General features: G+C 66.2%; 20 protein-coding genes. 9 read left to right on the top strand and 11 right to left on the bottom strand.

Annotated features, from left to right (window positions below; translation table 11 throughout):
• The 6 genes from BDI24065_RS37890 to flhD all read right to left on the bottom strand — a co-directional run.
• Positions 1–895: Hpt domain-containing protein (locus BDI24065_RS37890; protein WP_175035498.1), on the bottom strand; the 895-nt coding region annotated here is incomplete at its 3' end.
• A gap of 33 nt (positions 896–928) precedes the next feature.
• Entirely contained in the window at positions 929–1,306 is a 378-nt protein-coding gene (locus BDI24065_RS37885; protein ID WP_011350594.1) for a response regulator, read from the bottom strand.
• Positions 1,307–1,330: 24 nt separating this feature from the next.
• The gene (gene motB / locus BDI24065_RS37880) at positions 1,331–2,347 is read right to left on the bottom strand and encodes a flagellar motor protein MotB (protein ID WP_175035497.1); all 1,017 of its coding nucleotides are present in this window, start codon (positions 2,345–2,347) and stop codon (positions 1,331–1,333) included.
• A gap of 13 nt (positions 2,348–2,360) precedes the next feature.
• A complete protein-coding gene (motA, locus tag BDI24065_RS37875; RefSeq protein ID WP_011350592.1) occupies positions 2,361–3,221 on the bottom strand; it encodes a flagellar motor stator protein MotA in 861 nt (286 codons plus the stop codon).
• A 168-nt stretch (positions 3,222–3,389) separates the two neighbouring features.
• A complete protein-coding gene (gene flhC / locus BDI24065_RS37870) occupies positions 3,390–3,944 on the bottom strand; it encodes a flagellar transcriptional regulator FlhC (RefSeq protein ID WP_011350591.1) in 555 nt (184 codons plus the stop codon).
• A gap of 92 nt (positions 3,945–4,036) precedes the next feature.
• Positions 4,037–4,357 (bottom strand): flagellar transcriptional regulator FlhD, encoded by a 321-nt coding sequence (gene flhD, locus BDI24065_RS37865; RefSeq protein WP_039346834.1) that lies wholly within the window; start codon positions 4,355–4,357, stop codon positions 4,037–4,039.
• A gap of 664 nt (positions 4,358–5,021) precedes the next feature.
• Between flhD and BDI24065_RS37860 the strand changes: the two genes are divergently transcribed.
• Positions 5,022–6,086, top strand: coding sequence for a glycosyltransferase family 4 protein (locus BDI24065_RS37860; protein WP_175035495.1), 1,065 nt, complete (start codon positions 5,022–5,024; stop codon positions 6,084–6,086).
• A 105-nt stretch (positions 6,087–6,191) separates the two neighbouring features.
• Here BDI24065_RS37860 and BDI24065_RS37855 read toward each other — a convergent pair whose 3' ends face one another.
• On the bottom strand, positions 6,192–6,488 hold the full coding sequence (locus tag BDI24065_RS37855) for an H-NS histone family protein (RefSeq protein ID WP_175016332.1): 297 nt from the start codon (positions 6,486–6,488) through the stop codon (positions 6,192–6,194).
• 300 nt (positions 6,489–6,788) lie between these two features.
• On the opposite strand from BDI24065_RS37855, the gene aqpZ reads away from it, so the two are divergent.
• Positions 6,789–7,532 (top strand): aquaporin Z, encoded by a 744-nt coding sequence (gene aqpZ, locus BDI24065_RS37850; RefSeq protein WP_175035494.1) that lies wholly within the window; start codon positions 6,789–6,791, stop codon positions 7,530–7,532.
• Positions 7,533–7,650: 118 nt separating this feature from the next.
• On the opposite strand, the gene BDI24065_RS37845 is transcribed toward aqpZ, so the two are convergent.
• Positions 7,651–8,475, bottom strand: a complete 825-nt coding sequence (locus BDI24065_RS37845; protein WP_175035493.1) for a Cof-type HAD-IIB family hydrolase — start codon at positions 8,473–8,475, stop codon at positions 7,651–7,653.
• Positions 8,476–8,621: 146 nt separating this feature from the next.
• Positions 8,622–9,503, bottom strand: a complete 882-nt coding sequence (locus tag BDI24065_RS37840; protein WP_175035492.1) for a BadF/BadG/BcrA/BcrD ATPase family protein — start codon at positions 9,501–9,503, stop codon at positions 8,622–8,624.
• A 142-nt stretch (positions 9,504–9,645) separates the two neighbouring features.
• Between BDI24065_RS37840 and BDI24065_RS37835 the strand changes: the two genes are divergently transcribed.
• Positions 9,646–10,248, top strand: coding sequence for a DNA-3-methyladenine glycosylase I (locus BDI24065_RS37835; RefSeq protein ID WP_175035491.1), 603 nt, complete (start codon positions 9,646–9,648; stop codon positions 10,246–10,248).
• A gap of 106 nt (positions 10,249–10,354) precedes the next feature.
• On the opposite strand, the gene BDI24065_RS37830 is transcribed toward BDI24065_RS37835, so the two are convergent.
• Positions 10,355–11,590 (bottom strand): PepSY-associated TM helix domain-containing protein, encoded by a 1,236-nt coding sequence (locus BDI24065_RS37830; RefSeq protein WP_175035490.1) that lies wholly within the window; start codon positions 11,588–11,590, stop codon positions 10,355–10,357.
• Between the two features lie 226 nt (positions 11,591–11,816).
• Between BDI24065_RS37830 and BDI24065_RS37825 the strand changes: the two genes are divergently transcribed.
• Complete coding sequence (locus BDI24065_RS37825; protein ID WP_175035489.1) at positions 11,817–13,940, top strand: TonB-dependent siderophore receptor; 2,124 nt, start codon at positions 11,817–11,819, stop codon at positions 13,938–13,940.
• 150 nt (positions 13,941–14,090) lie between these two features.
• Here BDI24065_RS37825 and rpsU read toward each other — a convergent pair whose 3' ends face one another.
• Entirely contained in the window at positions 14,091–14,303 is a 213-nt protein-coding gene (gene rpsU / locus BDI24065_RS37820) for a 30S ribosomal protein S21 (protein WP_006401410.1), read from the bottom strand.
• Positions 14,304–14,823: 520 nt separating this feature from the next.
• Between rpsU and BDI24065_RS37815 the strand changes: the two genes are divergently transcribed.
• The 5 genes from BDI24065_RS37815 to vioA all read left to right on the top strand — a co-directional run bounded on the left by BDI24065_RS37815 (position 14,824) and on the right by vioA (position 21,719).
• Positions 14,824–15,978 carry a flagellin gene (locus BDI24065_RS37815; protein WP_175035488.1) on the top strand — a complete coding sequence of 385 codons (1,155 nt, stop codon included), beginning with the start codon at positions 14,824–14,826 and terminating at the stop codon, positions 15,976–15,978.
• A 132-nt stretch (positions 15,979–16,110) separates the two neighbouring features.
• Positions 16,111–17,613 carry a flagellar filament capping protein FliD gene (gene fliD / locus BDI24065_RS37810; RefSeq protein WP_175035487.1) on the top strand — a complete coding sequence of 501 codons (1,503 nt, stop codon included), beginning with the start codon at positions 16,111–16,113 and terminating at the stop codon, positions 17,611–17,613.
• 25 nt (positions 17,614–17,638) lie between these two features.
• Entirely contained in the window at positions 17,639–17,938 is a 300-nt protein-coding gene (locus BDI24065_RS37805) for a flagellar protein FliT (protein ID WP_175035486.1), read from the top strand.
• Positions 17,939–18,182: 244 nt separating this feature from the next.
• Entirely contained in the window at positions 18,183–20,534 is a 2,352-nt protein-coding gene (locus BDI24065_RS37800) for an O-linked N-acetylglucosamine transferase family protein (RefSeq protein WP_175035485.1), read from the top strand.
• 42 nt (positions 20,535–20,576) lie between these two features.
• Entirely contained in the window at positions 20,577–21,719 is a 1,143-nt protein-coding gene (vioA, locus tag BDI24065_RS37795) for a dTDP-4-amino-4,6-dideoxy-D-glucose aminotransferase VioA (protein ID WP_175035484.1), read from the top strand.
• Positions 21,720–21,791 lie beyond the last annotated feature (72 nt).

Raw genomic sequence — 21,791 nt, 5'->3', positions numbered from 1 at the left:
CGGGTGCGGCCGGTTGCGGCGCGGCGGCCTGCGGCGCGAATACCTCGACGCGCGCCGGTTGCGTGGCGGCAGCCGGTTCTGCCGCCGGTGCCGCGGCTTCCTGCGCGGCAGCCGGTGCGGCCGGCGCCGTGCCGTGCCCGACGCGGATCTGGCTTTCGTCGATCACGAAGCAGCACACGGCGACGATGTCGTCGGACGGCACGTCGGATTCGACCCACAGCGTCAGGTCGGCGCCGGCTTCCTCGCGGCCGACGATCCGGCCGAGGTTGCCGAGTTCTTCGGTAAGCAGTTCGCGATCCTTCGCGTCGACACCCACGAGCGTGATCTTCAGGTGCGGGCCGCCTTCGCCTTCGCCTGCACCGCCCGCCGGATGGGCAGCCGCGAGTGCCTGCTCGATCACGTGGTCGGGCGCGCGATCGTCGCCGGCGGCCGGTTCCACGGCCGGCGCAGCCGGTACGGCAACAGCTGCGACCGGTGCCGCAGCGGCTGCGGGCGCACCCGCGCCGCTCTCGGCCTTCAGCCGTTCGAGCTTCGCGCAGATCGTCGCGGCGGCGGCCGCGTCCGGTTCGGCGCTCGCGCGGTAGTCGACGAGCTGGTCGGACAGCACGTCCTTCGTCTCCAGGAACGCGTCGACCATTTCCTTGGTCAGCGTCAGCTCATGGTTGCGCGCGCGGTCGAGCAGCGATTCAAGGATGTGCGTCGTATCGGTCAGCGCGGAAAAGCCGAACGTCGCCGCGCCGCCCTTGATCGAATGCGCGGCGCGGAAGATCGCGGCCAGATCCTCGGGGTCGGGCGAACCGACGTCGAGGTTCAGCAGCAGCTGCTCCATCTGCGCGAGCAGCTCGTCCGCTTCGTCGAAAAATGTCTGGTAGAACTGAGTGATGTCGAGAGTCATGCCCGGTCCCGGGTTGAATGCGTCGCGTGAATGTCAGGAGGCGGCCGGCTCGGACAGCGTCGCGACCAGGTCGACCAGCACGGCGGGGTCGATCGGCTTCTCGATCCAGCCGGTCGCGCCCGCGTCGCGTGCGGCGTCCTTGAACGCGTCGCTGCCTTCGGTCGTCAGCACGAGGATCGGCGTTTCCGTATAGGCGGTCAGCTTGCGCAGCGCGGCGATCACTTCCAGCCCGCTCTTGCGCGGCATGTTCTGGTCGGTCAGCACCAGGTCGTACGGCACGGTGGCCGCCAGGTCGAAGCCGGCCTCGCCGTCCGGCGCCACCGTCACGTCGTAGCCGGCCTGCATCAGCGTTGCCTGCAGCAGCGCACGCATGGTCGCGGAGTCGTCGATGGCGAGAATGGTTCGGATCATGTCTGTCTCGGAATCTTGTAAACGTCAGGGTTTCGGCACGGCGACGGCGGACGCCGCGAGCGCCGGGCGCGCGGCCGGCGCCGGGGCCAGCTGCTGCGCGAGCTGCTGCGAGCCGGCCGCATCGGCCGACAGCGTCGTGGTCGTCGCATCGTCGCGCATCAGCGCCTCTTCGGATTTGCGATTCAGCACGATCACGCTGATCCGGCGGTTTTCCGGATCGAGCGGGTCGGCCTTGTTCAGGTTCTGCGTCGACGCGAGGCCGAGCACGCGCAGCACTTTCGCCTCGTCCATGCCGCCGGAGATCAGCTCGCGGCGCGACGCGTTCGCGCGGTCGGCCGACAGCTCCCAGTTGCTGTAACCGCCCTCGCCGCCCGCGTACGGCACGGCGTCGGTATGGCCCTGGACGATGATCCGGTTCGGCACGTCGTTCAGCGTCTTGCCGATCTCGCGCAGGATGTCGCGCATGTACGGCTCGACGTGGTCGCTCGACATCGCGAACATCGGCCGCTTCTGCGTATCGACGATCTCGATGCGCAGCCCCATCAGCGTGGAATCGATACGGATCTGCTGCTTGAACTGGCGCAGCGTCGGGTTGGCCTCGATCGCGGCCATCAGCTTGATCTGCAGGTCGTGCAGGCGCGCCTGCTCGAGCCGGTCCTGCGCGCCCTGCGCCTGCGACCGGGAATTCTCGTCGCCCATCTTCGCGAGGCGCTCGGCGAGCTGCGTCGTGCCGTCGGTGCGGCGCAGCGTGCCGGCGTCGACGCTCGACAGGTCGCGGCCGCCGCCGTTGATGATGCTGGCATCCTGCGAGCTGCGGTCGCCGCTGCCGAACAGCGCGGCCTTCAGCGGCGTGTTGAAGTATTCGGCGATCCCCTTCAGCTGCACCGGCGTGACCGAGCTCAGCAGCCACATCAGCAGGAAGAACGCCATCATCGCGGTCATGAAGTCCGCGTACGCGAGCTTCCATGCGCCGCCGTGGTGGCCCTTCTTCGCCGGGGCCACCCGCTTGACGACGATTGCGCGATCCTTGCTCTTGCTCATCGTGCGCTCCGCGTCACTTCGCCTTCACGCGGCGCACATGCTCTTCGAGCTCCGAGAACGACGGGCGCTCGGTCGAGAACAGCACCTTGCGGCCAAATTCGACCGCAATCGCCGGCGCATAGCCGTTCAGCGTCGCGAGGATCGTCACCTTGATGCACTGGAACATCTTGGTCGACTCGGCGACGCGCTGCTCCGCGAGGCTCGCGAGCGGCCCGATCAGCCCGTACGACAGCAAGATCCCGAGGAACGTGCCGACCAGCGCCTGCGCGATCATCGCGCCGAGCACCGCGGGCGGCTTGTCGGCGGACGCCATCGTGTGCACGACGCCCATCACGGCCGCGACGATACCGAACGCCGGCATCGCGTCGCCGACGCGCATCAGCGCGTGCGCGGGGCCTTCGCCTTCCGCGTGGTGCGTCTCGATCTCCTCGTCCATCAGGCTCTCGATCTCGAACGCGTTCATGTTGCCGCCCACCATCAGGCGCAGGTAGTCGGTCAGGAACTCGACGATGTGGTGATCGGCGAGGATCTTCGGGTATTGCGTGAAGATCGGGCTCTTTTCCGGATCGTCGATGTCGGCCTCGAGCGTGAGCGTGCCTTCCTTGCGTGCCTTCGCGAGCAGCACGTAAAGAAGCGCCATCAGCTCCATATAGACGTCCTTCGTGTATTTCGAGCCCTTGAAGAGCGTCGGCAGCACGCGCAGCGTGGCCTTGATGGTCTTGCCGCCGTTGCCGAGGATGAACGCGCCGACGCCCGCGCCCACGATCATCAGGATCTCGACGGGCTGGATCAATGCGCCCAGATGCCCGCCTGCCAGCGCATAACCGCCGAAGACGGACAACAGCGTCACGAGTGTTCCCACGATAATCAGCACTGCCTGTCCCTCACGAATGACCGGCGGGGAGACCGCCGTTAAACAGGTTTACGGCAGTCGGCAGGAAAACTTTCGCGGCCGCCCGGCGGCGGCCCGACGGTGTTTACCAGCAATTCGCAGACGGTTCGCGCCGCCCGTGACGGCCGCTCGCGCCCCGCCCGGCGGCGCTCAAGCCGCGGCGGCGGCCAGTTCGGCGCGCGCGGCGGCAGCCTTGCGGGTCTTGCCCGCGCGCGACGGCGGCTGGCAGAGGCCGCAGACGAAACCTTGATGCGGATCATGCGCATGCGCGACGAAGTGGCCGCCGCAGCGCGTGCACGGGGTCATCTGCAGCATCCCCGAATCGAAGAAGCGCACGAGCGTCCACGCGCGCGTGAGGCTCAGCGCGGCCTCGTCGCCGGACAGGTTCACGTGCTCCTGATAGAGCCGGTACGCCTTCACGATCGACTGGATCGGCTCGCAACGGCCGTGGTCCTGCATGAACCGGTAGATGTTGTAGAACAGCGACGAGTGGATGTTCGGCTGCCACGTCATGAACCAGTCGGTCGAGAACGGCAGCATCCCCTTCGGCGGCGACACGCCCTTCAGTTCCTTGTACAGCTTGATCAGACGGTCCCGCGACAGGCTCGTCTCCGCTTCCAGCAACTGCAGCCGGGCGCCCAGTTCGATCAGTTCGATGGCGAGGGTGATTTCCTTCACCTCGATCACGACGCTTTTGCTTGCCATGGTGATAACCGTCCGCTTGACGTTATTCGGATGGATGGCCAATACGCTGCCCACCGGCGCGGCACGCCGGGACACACGCAAGGCGGGATGGATCAGCGGACGCCTTCGACCTGCTGCCCGGCCATCAGGATGGCCGAGTGGGCGTGCGCGACGACATCGCTGCGGCCCTTGTCGGCGAGCGACGAGAGCAGCGCGTGATCGTCGAAGCGGAAGCGGCACAGCATCTGGTTCGACGCGGCCAGCTTCACGGTCTGTGCGAGCGTGAGGTTGGCGAGCAGGTCGGCGAGTTCCTGGGAAATGCCCATGCGGAACATGCCCATCGCCTTGTCTTCCCGCAGCAGGCGTTGCGCGAGGAGGAGGTACGACAGGTTGACCTCTTTGATCTCACTGAGCATTTCGCTGGTAGCGCTCATGATTCCCCCGTTAAAGAGCTTTGCTTTGGCCATTCGTGTTATGAAAACGTTTGCTCGATCAGGGCGCTCTTGGCGCTCAGTCGGCTCGTTTATAGTCTTACAGGGCGAATTTTGGCTAAACGGCATTTACGCCGGTATCAGCGAAGTGGCGTATGCCATGCAGGATTTGTCTGTAAACCGTGTAGGAATTTTTCCGACAAAGCGAATTGAAAGGCTCAATCGGGGAAGCGGGTGCCAGCGCGGATTCGGCTGCGATGTGTCCGATGGCCGCCACTCGGTAGTGAAAGGCTTGCCGGCAAGGCTGCCGACAATCGGATCGGTAAAAATTATAGTGCTTTTTCACAAAGACGCAACAATAGTTGCGTCTGTCTCCATTCCTGTTTCCGCGCCCTTTTTCTGGGGGTTTTCGCGTATTTCATCGTGTAACAAGCCTTAAGTGTTTGAAAAAACACTCGAACCCCGCAGGGCGATATCGATAATGGACTCCGATGGGCGGCGGCGCGAGCCGTGCCGGCCCGCCCCGCAGCTTGCCGTCCGGCGCCCCGCGCACCCCGCCCAGGGCACGGCCACGTACCGCCAACCGCGTACGCCGGCGAGTTCCGCAACCTTGCACGGGATCCACATCGGCGCCACCGCGCCCCCGGATCGAAACAGGAGAACACCCATGCGAATTGCCCAGATCGCGCCGCTTTACGAAGCCGTTCCGCCGAAACTCTACGGCGGCACCGAGCGTGTCGTGTCCTACCTCACCGAGGCGCTCGTCGAACTCGGCCACGACGTGACCCTGTTCGCCAGCGGCGACTCCGTCACGTCGGCCCGTCTCGAGGCGGCCTGGCCGCGCGCACTGCGGCTCGATCCGTCGATCCGGGATTCGATGGCGCCCCATATGCGGCTCCTCGAACAGGTCGCCCGGGTCGCGCACGAATTCGATGTCCTGCACTTTCACCTCGACTACCTGCCGTTCGCGCTGATGTCGCGCCTCGACACGCCGTACGTGACGACGCTGCACGGCCGCCTCGACCTGCCGGAGCTGCAGCCGGTGTTCGACGCGTTCCCGGACTCGCCGGTCGTGTCGATCTCGAACAACCAGCGCAAGCCGCTGCCGCAGGCCGCGTGGGCCGGCACCGTGTACCACGGGCTGCCCGACACGCTGCTCACGCCGCAGCCGGACGTGAAGCCCGAATACCTCGCGTTCCTCGGCCGGATCTGCCCGGAAAAGCGCGTCGACACGGCCATCCGGATCGCCGCGCAAAGCGGGCTGCCGCTGAAGATCGCCGCGAAGGTCGACAAGGCCGACGCCGACTATTTCAAGGAAGTGATCGAGCCGCTGCTCGGCCAGGCGCACGTCGAATTCATCGGCGAGATCAACGAAGCGCAGAAGCCCGCGTTCCTGTCCGGCGCAAAGGCGCTGCTGTTCCCGATCGACTGGCCGGAGCCGTTCGGCCTCGTGATGATCGAGGCGATGGCCTGCGGCACGCCGGTCGTCGCGTTCAACCGCGGCTCGGTGCCGGAAGTGATCGAGGACGGCGTCACGGGCTTCATCGTCGAGGACGTGCAGGGCGCGGTCGGCGCGCTGCACCGGATCGACAGCCTGTCGCGCACGGCCATCCGCGAACGTTTCGACACGCGCTTCAGTTCGAAGGCAATGGCGCAGCGATATGTCGAAACTTACGAATCGCTTTGCACGGGAGCCCGTCAACCGGCATTGCGCCGGGTCGCCGGCGCCTGACACGGAATTCCGCAAGGAAATATTCCGTAATCAAATCCGCGCCGAAATCGGCGCGCCAAACAAAAGAGCCGCATCTCGATGCGGCTCTTTTGTTTGGGTTTTCGGTCATTCGATCAGGAAACGATCGCGGTTTTTACCGACGATCCAATTCGGCGGCTTGCCGCGCCCGCTCCACGTCGCGCCCGACTTCGGATCGCGGAATTTCGGGGGCAGCGGCGCCTTCTTCGGCGGGCGCCCGCGCTTCGCTCGCTCCGCGAAGCCCAGATCCTGGGCAGTCAGCCCATATTCGGCAATCTTTTGCTGGACTTCCGCAATCACCGCCGCCACTTCCTGGCGGCGCACATCGTCCGCCTGGGCCTGCAGATCGGCGATCTGCGCCTTGAGTTTCGCGTATTGAGACATTTTTCGACTCCCCTTTTCGATGATGCGGCCCCGGCGAATCCGGCCGGGACACCAACATCCGTTACGTCATCCGCACTGCCGCCCTGCCCTTCGAAATAAATGCTGTCATCTTTAACCGATTCGGCTATATCGAGAATGCGGACTTATTCTAATAAAAGGCATTCGTCAGCCATTCAAATTTAACAATCGTTGACCCTCCCCGACCCGATTCATTTCCTATAATCCAGACCAATTCCGGTTGATGGTTTAAATCCGTCGCGTCGTCCGGTTGTCTTCAATCCACTTGAACGAGGTCCTTACATGAATCTTTCTCAGCGTCTCGCTGCAGAGGTATTCGGCACGTTCTGGCTGGTGCTCGGCGGGTGCGGAAGCGCCGTGCTGGCCGCCGCCTTTCCGGGCCTCGGCATCGGCTTTGCCGGCGTCGCACTTGCCTTCGGCCTGACTGTGCTGACGATGGCATTCGCAATTGGCCACATTTCGGGCTGCCACCTGAATCCGGCGGTGAGCGTCGGCCTGACGGTCGCCGGCCGCTTCCCCGCACGCGATCTCGTGCCGTACATCGTTGCGCAGGTGATCGGCGCGACGCTCGGCGCATTCGTGCTGTACCTGATCGCGACCGGCAAGCCGGGCTTCGACGTCGTCGGCAGCGGTTTTGCGACGAACGGCTTCGGCGAGCGCTCGCCCGGCCACTACTCGCTCGGCGCGTCGTTCATCTGCGAAGTCGTGATGACGGGCTTCTTCCTGTTCGTGATCCTGGGCGCCACCGACAAGCGCGGCGTGCCGGCCGGCTTTGCGCCGATCGCGATCGGCCTGTGCCTGACGCTGATTCACCTGATCTCGATCCCGGTCACCAACACGTCGGTGAACCCGGCCCGCTCGACCGGCCCCGCGCTGTTCGTGGGCGGCGATGCGATCGGCCAGCTCTGGCTGTTCTGGGTGGCACCGATCATCGGCGCGGTACTCGCCGGGATCATTTATCCGCTGGTCGCGGGGCGTGACGACGCCGTCGACCGGCTGCCGGCATCGGCTCGCACAAGCGAATAAAACACTACGGGGTCAAGCGAGCAGAGCAGCGAGCCTCACGCTGTCCAAGAAGATCGAGGCAGGTAATTTCGACGGGCGCCACTGGCGCCCGTTTTTCATTTCCATCCCGGCAGGGCGCTCAGGATGCGGCGGTGTTGCCTTCGAGCGAGAACAGCGTGCGCAGGTGGCGGGCGACGCCCGCGTCGAAGTTGTTGCCGATCCGCGGGATGTGCGGCAGCCGTGCGATCAGGTCGGGGTTCGCGTTGTTCATCATGAACCCGTGGCCCGCGGTTTCGAGCAGGTCGATATCGTTCATGTTGTCGCCGAACGCGATGCAGTGGCCGGTGTCGACGCCGAGCCGCGCGAGCACCGAGCGCAGCGCGCGGCCCTTCGACACGTTCGCGGTCATCACTTCGAGGCAGTCGGGCAGCGAGTACGTGACGTACAGCGCATCGCCGAAGCGCACGCGCATCTGCTCGGCGACGACCGCCAGATCGGCCGGATCGCCGATGTACAGCACCTTCGCGATATCCGCGCCGTCGTGCGCGGGCATGTCGATCACGTCATAGCGGAAGCCCGAATCCTGGTGGAATTCGAGCAGGTGCGGCGCATCGCGGTCGATCAGCCAGCCCTCGTCGGTGAACAGGTTGACGATCACGCGGCCGTGCGCGCCGACGACGTCCGGCTGCACGAGGCCGCGGACGATCGCCGGATCGATGTCCTGCGCGTGGATCGTCGTGTCGTCCGGCGCATGCACGCGCGCGCCGTTCGACGTGATCAGATACGGCCGGATACCGAGCACGTCGCGAATGCCGGCGACGTCCGCGTAATGGCGCCCGGTGGCGATCACGAACTGCAGGCCGTCGCGGTCGAGCCGGCGGACGGTGTCGATCGTGTACGGATCGAGCTGGTGGTCGCTGTTCAGCAGCGTGCCGTCGAGATCGGTGGCGATGACTTTGTACATGGGACGGAAGAATGGCGCTCAGGGCTCTGCGGAACGGCCATTCTAACGTCGCGCCCGGTTGCCCGCCGGACGGTTCCCGGTCGATCGCCGCCAGCGGCCCGGTTTCGGCGAGCTTTCAACCACCGTCAAACACCTTCAGTGGCGCTTCAGTTGCCCTCCGCCGCCCGCAACGCCTGCAGCGCGAGCCGCAGCGCGCCGTGCGCCGAATCGTCGAGCGGCGCGCGCAGCCGGGCGGCATGGCGCGCCGGCACGGCCGGAGCAAGTGCGTCCGCCAGTCCGCCGCACAGCGCGATCGGCAGCGCCTGCTGCGGATCGAGCGCGTCGATCATCTTGCCGATCTCGTCGCCCGCCTGCGCGATCAGCGCACCCGCGACCGGATGCGAGCGGTGCGCGAGCACGATCGGTGCAAGCCGCGCGTAGATCGTCTGGTTCGCATCGCACGACCACTGGACGAGCGCGTCGCGATCCTGCGCACCCGTTTCCGCGAGCAGCGCGTTGGCGAACGCATCGCGCGGCACGCGGCCGTCGAGCGCCTGCTGCGCATAGGCAAGCGCGCGCACGCCGAGCCATGCGCCGCTCGCCTCGTCGCCGGACGGAAAGCCGAACCCACCCGCAATCCGGTAGGTGCCGGCCGCATCGAGCGCCGCCGCGATGCTGCCGGTGCCGAGCGCGACGATCAGCCCCGGCGCGCCGCCGTGTGCGCCAACGACGGTCGTATACGCGTCGCTCTCGACCGCGAGCGCATCGAGCGGTGCCTGCGCGCGAAACGCGGCCAGCCACGCTGCATTGTTGACACCCGCGAGCCCGCAGCCGAGCGCGCACTGCGACCAGTCGAATGCATGACCGGCCTGCGCAAACGCATCCGCGCAGGCCGCGCCGATCGATGCCCACGCGCGCTCGATGCCGAGCCCGAGCCCCGACGGGCCGCCGCGCCCCTGCGCGAGCTCGCGCCCGTGCCGGTCTGCCAGCACCGCGCGCGTGCCCGTGCCGCCGCCGTCGATGCCGATCGCAAAAAGTAATGCCGACATACCTTCATCCCGCTGATTCGAACAGGCGCCAAGCTTAACCGGATCGGCGCCGCGCGCCCATCTGCCGTTCGGCCGGCTGTTCCGTGAATGGAGCTTCCGCTATGCTGACGCGATCGAATTGACACTGAAAACGAGGCCGACGATGTCGCAGCGGTGCAACTGGGTGAAGACGGAAGCGGATGCTCACTATCACGATACCGAGTGGGGCGTGCCGTCGCACGACGATCGCCACCTGTTCGAAATGCTGATCCTGGAAGGGGCGCAGGCCGGGCTGTCGTGGTCGACGATCCTGAACAAGCGCGCGGGCTATCGCGAGGCCTTTGCGGATTTCGACGTCGATGCCGTCGCGCGCTTCACGCCGAAGCGCATCGAGAAGCTGCTGGAGAATCCGGGCATCGTGCGCAATCGCGCGAAGGTCGAATCGGCGGTCACCAATGCGCGCGCCGTGCAGCGCATCCGCGAAGAGCACGGGTCGCTCGCCGCGTTCCTGTGGTCGTTCGTCGGCGACACGCCGATCCAGAACGCGTGGCAGTCGTACCGTGACGCGCCCGCGTCGACCGAACAGTCCGACGCACTCAGCAAGGCGCTGAAGGCGTATGGCTGCAAGTTCGTCGGTTCGACGATCTGCTATGCGCTGATGCAGGCCACGGGCATGGTCAACGATCACGAGGTCGGCTGCCCGTGCCACGCGCAATGCGCGGCGCTCGGCGGCAAGCAGCCGGCACGCCGGCGCAAGACAGGCTGACGGCGCGGGCAGCCGCCGGCTGCCCATCGGTTGCCGCGGCCCTGCGCCGGTTGCACCGCCCGCCGCCCGCTCACCGCTCACAAAGCGCTGCGCGGCGCGTCACCCGTCACCTCGCGGCGCGCGACGACGCCGGCGCGACCGCCCGCGTGCTCCGCGCGGCCCGCACGCGCGCGCTGCGCTTCTTCACCCAGATGCAGATGCCCGTCACGCTCAGCATCGCGATGACGATACCGAGCACGCTCACCGCAGCACGCCCCGCGATGCCGGCGATCCGCCCCGAGTGCAGCGGAAACTGCGCCTGCATGAACAGGTCGCCGGCCGATCCGCGGCCCGGCACCTGGGCGGCGACGGGCTTGCCGGTCACGGCGTCCCAATAAAGCCACGCGTTGCCGAGTCCGACGTCGCCGTGATCGTTGCCGGGCGTGAAGAACCCGACCGCATACGCATTCATCGCCGGCGCGAACAGCAGCGCGCCGGGCGGCGCGGCAATCCCCGCGTCGCGCCCGGCCGCGCGCGCGATCTCGACGATCCGCTCGCGCGGCAGCATCTTGCTGCCCGGCGCGGCTGGCGGGAAGTGTTCGGGGTTCGTGTACGGCGTCTCGGCGAGCGGCGACACCAGCGATACCAGCGGCCGCACGACGGGAACGGCGAGATTCATCGAAATCGACGTGACCGCGACGACCAGCAGCAGCCCCCACACCCACACGCCGCCCGAACGGTGCAGGTCGAACACCAGCGGATAGCCGCCGCGCCGCACGCGGAACGCGAACGACTTGCGCCAGCTCTTCAGGTTCGGAAACGCGAGCACCAGCGCGATCAGGCTGTCGATCGCCCACACGATGCCGACGACGCCCATCACCCAGAACCCGAAGTTGATCCCGCCGTACACGGGCAGGAACAGCGAGTAGTGCAGCCGGTAGATGAACGGCATCAGGTCGAGCCGCGCGACCGACAGCGCCCCCCATTCGCGGCGGCCCTGCATTGCGCCGGTCGCGGGATCGACGGCGATCTGGCTGAAATCGATTGCGTAAGGCTGGCCGGTTGCGGGATCGGTGCGCGGCATCACGCCCGCCTGCAGCGTGTGCCCCGGCTCGACCGCAAGCGGCAGATAGGTCACCTGCACGCGCGGGTCGGCGGCCTCGATGCGCGTCGCGAGCGCGAGCGGATCGAGCGGCGCCGCATCGCTGCGGGCGGTGTAGAAGTCCGGATTCAGTGCCGCGTCGAGTTCGTGATCCCACGCAATCAGCGCGCCGGTGAGGCCCGCGATGAACAGGAACAGCGCGATCGCGAGGCCGAACCAGCGATGCAGGCGGACGAGAAACGGTCGCAGGAACGCATTCATCGCGCGCACTGCGAAGGACAAGCGGGCCGGCACGAGCGGCCCCGGGTCAACAGGGTGCAGGTCATTTGAGGTCAGGCGCCGCGCACGAGCCGGCCGGCCGCCGCTGGCGAGGCCGGATGCCCTTGCACGCGGCATGGAATTGTTGCGCGTTCGACGGGTTTTGATACGATGCGCGACATTTTATCGCAATGCGAATGATTCTTACTTGCATTTTTACTTATCCACCATGACCGCCTGCCTCGCCCGCCCTCCCGTCCGTCCACGTCGCGTGGCCGCCGCCCTTGCCTGCCTTGCCGCGTCGCTCGCGCACGCGGACGATTCGCCCGGCGGCGCCACGGCGTTGCCCACTATCAACGTCACGGCTGCGCATGATTCACCGCAGCACCTGACCGACACGATCTCCACCGGCGCGCTCGGCACGCGCCGCCAGCTCGACACGCCGTTCTCGACGACGATCGTCACGTCGGAGGAGCTCGAGGCACGCCAGCCGTACAAGCTCGGCGACGTGTTCGCGAACGACGCATCGGTGTCCGACAACAGCGGCGCGTACAGCGCGTGGGCCAGCTACATGACCGTGCGCGGCATGCAGCTCGACTGGCAGAACGGCTACAAGATCGACGGGCTGCCGTTCGTCACGTACGGGATCACGATGCCGTACGAACAGCTCGATCGCGTCGAGTTGCTGAAGGGGCTCGGCGGATTCCTGTACGGCTTCGTGACGCCCGGCGGCGTCGTCAACTACGTGACGAAGCAGCCGGGCGTCGAACCGGTGCGCAGCGTCGACGTCGGCTACCGGAGCACCAATGTGTGGACCGAGCACGTCGATCTCGGCCAGCGGTTCGGGCCGAACGGCATGTTCGGCGCGCGGCTGAACGCGACGCACGAGGAAGGCAAGACGTACAACGACGGCAACATCCGCCGCGACAGCGTATCGCTCGCGCTGCAGGCGAACCTGACGCGCGACCTGTCGGTGACGTTCGGCGCGCTGTACCAGGACCGCCGCACGACGGGCCAGACGCCGTCGATCTTCACCGGCAGCTACCCGGGCGGCGCGCTGCCCGCGACGATCAGCGGCGGCACGACGAACCTCGGCGGCAAGGACCAGTACCTGAACACGAACCTGCAGCTCTACACGGCCGGGCTGCAATACCAGCTCGCGCCCGACTGGCAGCTCGACGTCGCGTACAGCTACAGCAAGGCGACGCGCCGCCGCAACGAAAGCACGCTGTACCTGCAGGACGCGGCCGGCAACTACACCGACAGCCGCTACGTCGGGATGGAGGATCACCGCTTCAGCCAGTGGCGCGCGATGGTCGAGGGCAAGGTGCGCACGGGCCCGTTCAGCCACCAGATCGTGGTCGGCGCGTCCTGGCAGAAGCAGGCGAACGACTATTCGGCGAACAGCGTGTTCGTGCCGCTCGGCGCCGGCAACCTGTATGCGCCGAACCCGTACCGCTACGACAGCCCGCACGGCTTCATCCAGTACCGCACGAGCGAGATCGTGCAGAAATCGCTGTTCGCGAGCGACACCGTGCAGCTCACCGAGCGCTGGTCGGTGCTCGCCGGCGTGCGCTACATGAACTACGAGCAGCGCTCGTTCCAGGCGAGCGGCGTCGAGGATCCCGGCTACCGCCAGAACGGCGTCGTGACGCCGACGTTCGCGGTGATGTTCAAGCTCGCGCCGACGACCACCGCGTACGCGAGCTACGCCGAATCGCTCGAGCCCGGCAGCCGCGTGAACGACGTCTACGCGAACGCCGGCCAGGTGCTCAAGCCGCTGCGCAGCAAGCAATACGAGCTGGGGATCAAGAGCGAGCACGCGCGCTGGAGCGCGACGGCCGCGCTGTTCCGCATCGAGCGCAGCGCCGAATATGCGAACGCCGCGAACGTCTACGTGCAGGACGGCGAATCGGTCATCCAGGGGATCGAGTTCGGCGCGCGCGCGAAATTCGGCGCGCGCTGGAACGCGGGCGTCGACGCGATGCTGCTCGACGCGTGGTATGCGAACGGGATCGGCAACAACGGCAACCGTGTCGCGGGCGCGCCACGTTTCGTGCTCGCCGGCGACATCGGCTACGCGGTGCCGGGCGTACCGGGGCTGACGCTCGGCGTCGATGCGAAATTCACCGGCGCGACGCCACTGCGCGCGGCCGGCGGCCTCGACGCGCCGGGCTTTCTCGTCGTCAATGCGGGTGCGCGCTACCTGACGCGGGTCGGCCGCCACGACGTGACGCTGCGCGCATCGATCGACAACGTGCTGAACCGCCGTTACTGGGAATACCAGTACGCGGACTACGTGAAGCCGGGCGACCCGCGCACGGTGAGCCTGAACGCGAAGATCGACTTCTGAACGGTGGTCCGGCGGCCGCAAACCGCCGGCCATTAGCTGGACGGCCGCGCATCAGCGGCCTCGGGATTTTCCCGGACCCCAAAAGCAAAACGGCGGAGCGGCTTCTTTCGAAGCACGCTCCGCCGTTTCGCGGCGAACCGTAAGACGCTCTTAGTGGAGCTTCTTCGGCAGCATCTGGCTGCGCAGGCGCTTGTGCAGGCGCTTGACGGCTGCTGCCTTCTTGCGCTTGCGGACTGCGGTCGGCTTTTCGTAGGACTGGCGTTCGCGCAGTTCAGCGATCAGGCCATTTTTTTCGATAGCACGGCGAAAGCGGCGAATCGCCACTTCGAACGGCTCGTTTTCTTTCAGAAGAATCGTCGTCATGTCGTTCCTAAATTGCTTAAACGGTCAAAAACGTAGCGGCCAAGCGCCACGCACCGGCCATCCGAGCGTCCCCACAAACAGGCGAAACGAGCGGAAATACGGCCTCGGAGGCCGGAAAAGAGAGGCGGAAAGCACCGCGAGTACGCTTCACAAGCCGCGTGCAGCGCCGCGTTTGACTGCCAGCAGACATGCCGAAAACGGCAGAGGCTTGACAGAAATCTCAATTCAGCCCGCCATCATAGCAGGGAATCACAGACAAAACCACCCTTTTGTCGGGTGCGGGTGCACAGGCGAACGACTGCGTGGTCGGGTCGCTCTCTGACCCCATTCATCCGGCGCCATGCCCGAGCCCATCCGAAATGACAAAGAAGGATAAAAAATCGGGCCGAATCTCAACCTGCCCCTCAAGTTTTGTTTTGGTGCGCCGAAATCCTGCTCTGAGGCGGCCAGCAATGAACGAGTGCTTCCGCCGACGCCAAAACGGCTTTTCAGGGCTTTCGGCTTAAACAGGAGATTTTCCATGCTCGGAATTAACAGCAACATCAACTCGCTGGTTGCACAGCAGAACCTCAACGGCTCGCAAAACGCCCTGTCGCAGGCAATCACCCGCCTGTCGTCGGGCAAGCGTATCAACAGCGCAGCAGACGATGCAGCAGGTCTCGCGATCTCGACCCGTATGCAGACCCAGATCAACGGTCTGAACCAGGGCGTGTCGAACGCGAACGACGGCGTGTCGATGATTCAAACGGCATCGAGCGCACTGTCGTCGCTGACGAACAGCCTGCAACGTATCCGCCAGCTGGCCGTTCAGGCGTCGACGGGCACGATGTCCACGACCGACCAGGCAGCACTGCAACAAGAAGTTGCGCAACAGATCCAGGAAGTGAACCGTATCGCGTCGCAAACGACGTACAACGGCACGAACATTCTCGACGGCTCGGCAGGCATCGTGTCGTTCCAGGTCGGCGCGAACGTCGGCCAGACGATTTCGCTGGACCTGAGCCAAAGCATGTCGGCTGCGAAGATCGGCGGCGGCCTGGTGCAGAAGGGCCAGAACGTTGGCACGGTTACCGGCCTGTCGCTCAACAACGCCGGCGCGTACACGTCGACCGGCGCTGCGATCACGGCAATCAACGTGATCTCCGACGGCCAGGGCGGCTACTCGTTCACGGACCAGAACGGCCAGGGCATCACGGCGACGGTCGCTCAGGCAGTGTTCGGCACCAGCGCAACGGCCGGCACGGGCACGCAAGTCGGTGCACTGTCGCTGCAAAGCGGCGCAACGGGCGCAAGCACGACGACCGCGCAGCTCACGGCAATCAACAACTCGATCGCCCAGATCAACGCCGTCAACTCGCCGAAGACCGTGTCGGGCCTCGACATCAGCACGGTCAGCGGTGCGAACGTCGCGATGGTGTCGATCGACAACGCGCTGCAGACGGTGAACAACGTTCAGGCACAGCTGGGCGCGGCACAAAACCGTTTCACGGCAATCGCCACGTCGCAGCAGGCAGAATCGACCGACCTGTCGTCGGCACAGTCGCAGATCACCGACGCGAACTTCGCGCAGGAAACGGCGAACATGTCGAAGAACCAGGTGCTGCAACAAGCTGGCATCTCGGTGCTCGCACAGGCAAACTCGCTGCCGCAGCAGGTCCTGAAGCTCCTGCAGTAATCGAGTAGCAACCTACGGCCGGGCCCCGCGTAACGCGCGGCCCGGCCGCAAGCGCTTGGCACGCGGGGCCCCGCCCCGCTGCCAGGCCTTCATCCCGCATTTCACGGATCACCCGCCGCACGGAGCACTACGATGTCGACGATCAATCCCGCCGTCACCGCCGCCAACAGCTCGGCCAACAGCGCGCTGCAGCAGGCCGCCCAATCGATCATCAGCGGTTCGACCGGCAACTCGTCGATGGACGTCAACTCGCTCGTGACGGCGCTCGTCAATGCGAAGACCGCCGGTCAGGCCGCCGCGCTCAGCGCGCAGCAGACCAGCGACAACACCCAGATTTCCGCGTACGGCGCCCTTTCGGCGGCGCTGAGCGCACTGCAGGCCGGCCTCACGACGCTGTCGAACGGCTCGCTGCAGAACACCTTCACCGCGACCATGAGCGGTACCGGCATTACCGCGACCGCTGGCGCGGGTGCCGTCGCCGGTAGCTATTCGATCAACACCACGCAGATCGCGACGTCGCAGTCGCTGTCGTCGGCCGCGTTCGGTGCTTCGACGGCGCTCGGCACCGGCACGATGACGCTGTCGCTCGGCAGTCAGTCGTTCTCGGTCAACGTGGGCAGCACGAACAACACGCTGTCGGGCATCGCCGCCGCGATCAACACCGCGACCGGCAACCCGGGCATCGTCGCATCGGTCGTCAACGGCAGCGACGGCGCCCACCTCGTGCTCAGCTCGACGCCGACCGGCGCGGCGAACGCGATCAGCGTCGCGGTCAGCAACGTGTCCGGCGACAACGGCCTGTCCAGCCTCGGCGTCACGTCGACGGCCAGCACGACGGGCGGCCAGTCGTCCATTGCGTCCGCGAACAGCAGCGCCGCCTGGAAGCAGAGCACGGCCGCGCAGGACGCCGCCTTCTCGATCAACGGCATCGCGGCGACGAGCGCGAGCAACACCGTGACGAGCGCGATCACCGGCGTCACGGTGAACCTGACCTCGGCCGCCGTCGGCTCGACGCAGACGCTGACTATCGCCACTAACACGCAATCGCAGGCGTCCACGATCAACAACTTCGTGACGCTCTACAACACGCTCGTCACGACGATGGGCACGCTGTCGAGCTTCACGTCCGGCTCGTCGACGCAAGGCCCGCTGCTCGGCGACTCGACGCTGAACACGATCCGCAACGCGCTCGCGTCGGTCGTCGCAAGCGGCGTGAGCGGCAACGGTTCGACGGTCAACCTCGCATCGATCGGCGTCACGCTGCAGGCCGACGGCACGCTGCAGGTCGACAACACCGCGCTCAACACCGCGCTGCAGAGCAACCCGACGGGCGTCGCGTCGCTGTTCAACTCGACGAACGGGATCGGCCAGCAACTGACGACCGACATCACGAACTACACGCAGACGAACGGGCTGATCGCCGCCCGCACGACGGCGCTCAACAACGACCTGAAAAGCGTCACCACGCAGCAGACGACCCTGTCGAACTACGCGGCGCAGCTCACCAGCCAGTACCAGGCGCAGTTCACCGCGCTCAACACGCTGATGGCGACGATGAACAGCAACTCGCAGTACCTGACGCAGCTGTTCGGCGGCACGAACAGCGCCGGCGCGCTGTCGAGCAACAAGAGCTGATCGCTACCCGGACAGGAGAGCCCAGATGGAACAGACGGAACTGATTGCGCAGCTCGACGCGCTCACCGATGCGATCGAACATGCGGCCGCGATGGCCGACTGGATCGAGGCGGCGCGCCTCGTCGACCTGCGCGAGCCGCTCGTCGCGTCGCTCGCGGCCGATCAGCCACCCGCCGGCATCGCCGCGATCCGCCGCATGCAGACCAGCAACGACCGCATCTTCGTCAACGCGCAACGCGCGCAGCAGGAGCTGACCGACGAATACCAGGCGGCGATGGGCCGCGTGCAGGCCGTCGGCCAGTACCAGAACATCGCGAGCCGCTGACGCGCGCCTCGCACCGCGCCACCGCCGGCGCGCCAACCTGACAACAAGAACTACGCGCTGAAGTGAGGGCGTGCTCGTTCGCCTCCGCCCGCCTCGTGCGGGCGTTTTTTTTGGGGCCGCCGACCGCCTGCGCGGCGGATACGCCAATCGGCCAAACTGGCGCGGCTTTTGGCGTCACCTCAGCGCATCGCCACTGCGCCTCGCTGCAGATAATGGCAACAACCGATTCCTCGTCACCCTCGCCATGTCTTCGTCCGATTCCCCTGTTGCCGTACCGACGCCTGAACAGCAATTCGAGAGCGACATTGCGTTCGTGCTGCAAAGCGCCATCGAGCGGCACCATGCCGGCGCACTCGACGACGCGAAGGCGCTGTACGAAGCCATCCTCGGCGCACTGCCGGAACACGGCGACGCGAACTACAACCTGGCGGTTCTGAAAGTCGACAGCGGCGATCCGGGCTCGGCCATTCCACACTTCGAAACCGCGCTCGGCACGACGCCCGGCAACGGCAATTACTGGGTCGGCTACATCAACGCACTGCACCGGAGCGGCCAGACGGCGGCCGCCTGGATCGCGATCGAAATGGCGCAGCAGCGTGGCGTCCATGGTCCGGCACTCGATGGCCTGATTGCGCAGATGGCCTCGCCTTCGATCGTGCTCCCGACCGCACCCGCCGCGCCGGCGCCGGCAGCGGCACCGGCACCGGGGACGATCGAAATCACGCTCACGACCTCGCGGAAAGACGACGCAACGCCGCCACCGGTTGCCGCCACGGGCCAGATCCGCCGGGTGCCGTCGCGCAAACTGAACGCGCATACCGCCCTGTTCAACAAGGGACGCAACGTCGAGTCGATCGCGCTCGCCCGGGAACTGGTCGCCGACTACCCGGCCGACCCCGCGAGCTGGCGCGCGCTGACCGTCGCGCTGTATCGCGATCGCCGATATCGCGAAACCACGGACGCCGCGTATCAGGTGATCGAACGCCAGCCCGACGACGTGCTGACGCGCACCCTGCTCGCCGAGTCGCTGCGCGCGACCAACCGGGCGGCCGAGGCGGAAACGCAATGCCGCCATATCATCGCGATGCAGCCCGACAACGTGGAAGGCCACCGGATTCTCGGCCTCGCGCTGCATGGCATGCGCCGCTTCGGCGAGGCGCTGGCCGCGTGCCGGCGGGCGGTCGAACTGGGGCCGCAGGTTCCGGCGACTTATTCCGCGCTCGGCTTCCTGCTGCTGGACCAGGGCGCATCGCGTGACGCGATCCAGTGGTTCAGACGCGCCATCGAAATCAATCCGATGGACAGCATTACGCACAGCAGCATGCTGTTCTGCCTGATTCACGACGATTCGATCGACGACGATACGTTGATGCTCGAGCATCGCGCCTTCGCAAAACTCCACGAGGCGCGCGTCAAACCCGCTCCGCACACGAATACCAAACTCCCCGGCCGCGAACTGCGCGTGGGCTTCGTATCGGGCGACCTGTTCAATCACGCTGTCGCGTCGTATCTCGCCCCGACCGTCCACCATCTCGCGGACGACCCGGGCCTGTCGTTGCACTTCTACTCGAATCACCTGATCGAGGACGACATCACGGCCGCACTGCGTGCAAAGGCCGACACGTGGACGGATGTCACGGTGCTCGACGACGACGCATTCGCGGCCCGGATCCGGCGCGACCGGATCGACATCCTGGTCGACCTGTCGGGACACACCGGCCGCAACCGGTTACCCGCGTTCGCCCGCAAGCCGGCGCCGATTCAGGTTGCATGGATCGGTTACCCCGCCACGACCGGCCTGCGTACGATGGACTATTTCCTGAGCGACCGGTTCTTCACCCCGCCGGGCATGCTCGACTCGCAGTTCGTCGAAAAGATCGTGTGCCTGCCGGCCACGGCGCCGTTTTCGCCGCCGCAGAATTGCCCTCCGGTCAACGTCCTGCCGGCGCTGCATACCGGACAAGTCACCTTCGGCAGCTTCAACCGCCTGAACAAGCTGCGTCCGGATGTGATTGCGCTCTGGGCCCGCGTGCTGCGCGCCATCCCGAACGCACGCATGTTGATCGGCGCAATCGCACAGGACCAGGATCGCAGCACCTTCGTCGAATGGTTCGCCGCGGAAGGTATCGATCCGCAGCGACTCACGTTCCGGTCGCGCGCCCAGACCGCCGTCTACCTGCAGCAACACCATCAGGTGGACCTGTGCCTCGACACGTTTCCGTATTCGGGCTCGACCACGACGCTCAATGCGCTCTGGATGGGTGTCCCGACCATCACGATCTCCGGGCACCGGCTCCCGAGTCGGGGCAGCGCGGCGTGGCTGAGCCACCTGGGACTCGATCAGTTCTCCGTTGACAACGCCGATGAATTCGTCGACCGGGCACTTGAGCTGACGAGCGATCTCGACCGCCTGAACGCGTTGCGCGCCTCCATGCGCGAGCGGTGCCTGGCGTCGGCGGCCTTCCAGCCCGCAACGATCGCGGCCGGCCTGTCTGCCGCATGGCGCACCATGTGGACCCGCTGGTGCGCAGGCGAGCCGCCCGCATCGTTCGACGCCGCGTCCGCCATGCCGGACGTCGCCGCCCGGCATCCCTGACGGGCGGCTTCACAAGATCATGCACGAGGGGAATCGGACATCATGACAGCCAGCCTTCCTGTCGAATCGGTCGCGTCAGTGCCGCGCGAACGCATCTACGTCACGCAGCCGCACCTGCCGCCGCTCGAAGAATTCCTGCCGTACCTCGAGAAGATCTGGGAAAGCCGGACGCTGACCAACGGCGGCCCGTTCCACCAGCAGTTCGAGCGCGCGCTGTGCGAGTATCTCGGCGTACCGCACCTGTCGCTGTTCGCGAACGGCACGCTCGCGCTCGTCACGGCGCTGCAGGCGCTGCGGATCACCGGCGAGGTGATCACGACACCGTACTCGTTCGTTGCGACCGCGCATTCGCTGCTGTGGAACGGCATCAAGCCGGTCTTCGTCGACGTCACGCCCGGCACGCTCAATCTCGACCCCGCACGCATCGAGGCGGCGATCACGCCGCAGACGACCGCGATCATGCCCGTGCATTGCTACGGCAATCCGTGCGACGTCGATGCGATCCAGAAGATCGCCGACAACTACAACCTGCGCGTGATCTACGACGCAGCGCATGCGTTCGGCGTGCAGACCGCCACCGGCAGCGTGCTCACCCACGGCGACCTGTCGGTGCTGAGCTTCCACGCGACGAAAGTGTTCAACACGTTCGAAGGCGGCGCGATCATCTGCCCCGACGCGAAGACGAAGCAACGGATCGACCACCTGAAGAACTTCGGCTTCGTCGACGAAGTCACGGTCGTCGCGCCCGGCATCAACGGCAAGATGAGCGAGATCAACGCCGCGTTCGGGATGCTCCAGCTGCAGCACATCGACGGCGCGCTCGCACGCCGCCGCGACATCGACGCGCTGTACCGCGCGCTGCTGCGCGACGTACCCGGCATCCGCTGCCTGCCGCAAGGCGGCCAGACCGTCGCGAACCACGCGTATTTCCCGATCCTCGTCGACGAAGACTATCCGCTCGACCGCGACGCGCTCTACCGCAAGCTGCGCGACTACGACGTGTATACGCGCCGCTATTTCCATCCGCTGATTTCGGAATTTCCGATGTATCGCGGGCTGCCGTCCGCGAACCGCGACAACCTGCCGGTCGCGTCGGAAGCCGCGCGCAAGGTGCTGTGCCTGCCGCTCTACCCTGCACTCACGGACGACATGGTCCGCCGCATCGTCGAGCTGATCGCGCGCTGACGCGCGGCGATCGCCGATAGCGCCCGCCCCCCGCGAGATCGGTCATCACGTTCTCGCACGCCTGCCGGCCGC

It is taken from the genome of Burkholderia lata (genome assembly GCF_902499025.1).
Classification (GTDB): domain Bacteria; phylum Pseudomonadota; class Gammaproteobacteria; order Burkholderiales; family Burkholderiaceae; genus Burkholderia; species Burkholderia lata_C.
Note: the sequence above shows the minus strand (reverse complement) of the source record. Positions and strands in the feature narration are given on the sequence as shown.

Coding starts and splice junctions, on each gene's coding strand:
- vioA (WP_175035484.1), top strand. CDS start 20,577: ATGACAGCCAGCCTTCCTGTCGAATCGGTCGCGTCAGTGCCGCGCGAA.
- flhC (WP_011350591.1), bottom strand. CDS start 3,944: ATGGCAAGCAAAAGCGTCGTGATCGAGGTGAAGGAAATCACCCTCGCC.
- BDI24065_RS37825 (WP_175035489.1), top strand. CDS start 11,817: ATGACCGCCTGCCTCGCCCGCCCTCCCGTCCGTCCACGTCGCGTGGCC.
- BDI24065_RS37860 (WP_175035495.1), top strand. CDS start 5,022: ATGCGAATTGCCCAGATCGCGCCGCTTTACGAAGCCGTTCCGCCGAAA.
- motB (WP_175035497.1), bottom strand. CDS start 2,347: ATGAGCAAGAGCAAGGATCGCGCAATCGTCGTCAAGCGGGTGGCCCCG.
- rpsU (WP_006401410.1), bottom strand. CDS start 14,303: ATGACGACGATTCTTCTGAAAGAAAACGAGCCGTTCGAAGTGGCGATT.
- BDI24065_RS37885 (WP_011350594.1), bottom strand. CDS start 1,306: ATGATCCGAACCATTCTCGCCATCGACGACTCCGCGACCATGCGTGCG.
- fliD (WP_175035487.1), top strand. CDS start 16,111: ATGTCGACGATCAATCCCGCCGTCACCGCCGCCAACAGCTCGGCCAAC.
- BDI24065_RS37805 (WP_175035486.1), top strand. CDS start 17,639: ATGGAACAGACGGAACTGATTGCGCAGCTCGACGCGCTCACCGATGCG.
- BDI24065_RS37800 (WP_175035485.1), top strand. CDS start 18,183: ATGTCTTCGTCCGATTCCCCTGTTGCCGTACCGACGCCTGAACAGCAA.
- BDI24065_RS37855 (WP_175016332.1), bottom strand. CDS start 6,488: ATGTCTCAATACGCGAAACTCAAGGCGCAGATCGCCGATCTGCAGGCC.
- aqpZ (WP_175035494.1), top strand. CDS start 6,789: ATGAATCTTTCTCAGCGTCTCGCTGCAGAGGTATTCGGCACGTTCTGG.
- BDI24065_RS37840 (WP_175035492.1), bottom strand. CDS start 9,503: ATGTCGGCATTACTTTTTGCGATCGGCATCGACGGCGGCGGCACGGGC.
- BDI24065_RS37815 (WP_175035488.1), top strand. CDS start 14,824: ATGCTCGGAATTAACAGCAACATCAACTCGCTGGTTGCACAGCAGAAC.
- BDI24065_RS37830 (WP_175035490.1), bottom strand. CDS start 11,590: ATGAATGCGTTCCTGCGACCGTTTCTCGTCCGCCTGCATCGCTGGTTC.
- BDI24065_RS37835 (WP_175035491.1), top strand. CDS start 9,646: ATGTCGCAGCGGTGCAACTGGGTGAAGACGGAAGCGGATGCTCACTAT.
- BDI24065_RS37845 (WP_175035493.1), bottom strand. CDS start 8,475: ATGTACAAAGTCATCGCCACCGATCTCGACGGCACGCTGCTGAACAGC.
- flhD (WP_039346834.1), bottom strand. CDS start 4,357: ATGAGCGCTACCAGCGAAATGCTCAGTGAGATCAAAGAGGTCAACCTG.